The organism is Labrys sedimenti (assembly GCF_034424805.1).
Classification (GTDB): Bacteria; Pseudomonadota; Alphaproteobacteria; order Rhizobiales; family Labraceae; genus Labrys; species Labrys sedimenti.
Genome location: NZ_JAXOUF010000098.1, coordinates 1 through 1,051, shown reverse-complemented (window position 1 = coordinate 1,051; position 1,051 = coordinate 1). Strand labels below are relative to the sequence as shown.

Annotated in this window: 2 protein-coding genes; both read left to right on the top strand. The window is 65.3% G+C overall.

What is annotated here, in order from left to right:
- Positions 1-622 (top strand): glycogen/starch/alpha-glucan phosphorylase (locus U1R88_RS35590; RefSeq protein WP_322435558.1); only part of this gene is annotated, 622 nt, incomplete at its 5' end.
- A 204-nt stretch (positions 623-826) separates the two neighbouring features.
- Positions 827-1,051: Ada metal-binding domain-containing protein (locus tag U1R88_RS35585; protein ID WP_322435557.1), on the top strand; the 225-nt coding region annotated here is incomplete at its 3' end.

Genomic DNA, 1,051 nt, shown 5'->3' with positions numbered 1-1,051 from the left:
GGCCAATGACGTGGCCAAGGTGGTCAACAACGACCCCCTGACCCGTGATCTGCTCAAGGTGGTCTTCCTGCCCAACTACAACGTCAGCCTGGCGGAAAGCATCATTCCGGCAGCGGATTTGTCGGAGCAGATTTCCACCGCCGGTTTCGAAGCGTCCGGCACCAGCAACATGAAGTTCGGCCTCAACGGTGCCCTCACCATCGGCACCCTGGACGGCGCCAACGTGGAGATGTGCGAACTGATCGGGGAAGAGCACATGTTCATCTTTGGCCTCAAGGCGGCCGAGGTGGAAGAGCGCCAGCGCAGCGGCGGCATCTCCTCGGACATCATCGAGAATTCGCCACGCCTGGCCCAGGTGCTCGCCGGATTGCGCGGCGGCCAGTTCTCGCCCGAGGATCCGGCCCGCTACAACAGCCTGCTCGACGTCCTGACCTGGCACGACCGCTTCCTGGTCTGCGCCGACTTCGACGCCTACTGGGACGCCCAGCGCCAGGTGGAAATGCGCTGGCAGCAGCCGGACAAGTGGTGGCAATCGGCGGTGATCAACACCTCCAGCATGGGCTGGTTCTCTTCCGACCGCACAATCCGCGAATACGCCACCGAGATCTGGAAGGCGCTGTAGTCGAGCACGTGTCGCGGCCATGGCGGTCCGCCGCTGCGGTCGTTTAATCGATGTATCGCGGCCATGGCGGTCCGCCGATGCGGCCGCTTCTACAGGGCAGTGCTGCTTTTGTAGGAGCGGCCCATGGCCGCGATAGCTCTCTACGTCAGCGGTCCCGTCCGAAAACGGCCAGTCACCCCTCCCCCGCGGTGCTAACCTGCCGCCATGAACGCCTTCCCCGATATTCCCGCCTTCGAACGCGCCCGCCTGGCGCGGGACCCGCGTTTCGACGGCCTGTTCTACACCGCGGTGCTTACCACCGGCATCTATTGCCGGCCGGTGTGCCCGGCGCAACCGCCACGCCCGGAAAACGTCAGCTACTACCCCAGCGCCGCAGCCGCCGAGGCCGCGGGCTATCGCCCCTGCTTGAGATGCCGTCCGGAGCTCTCC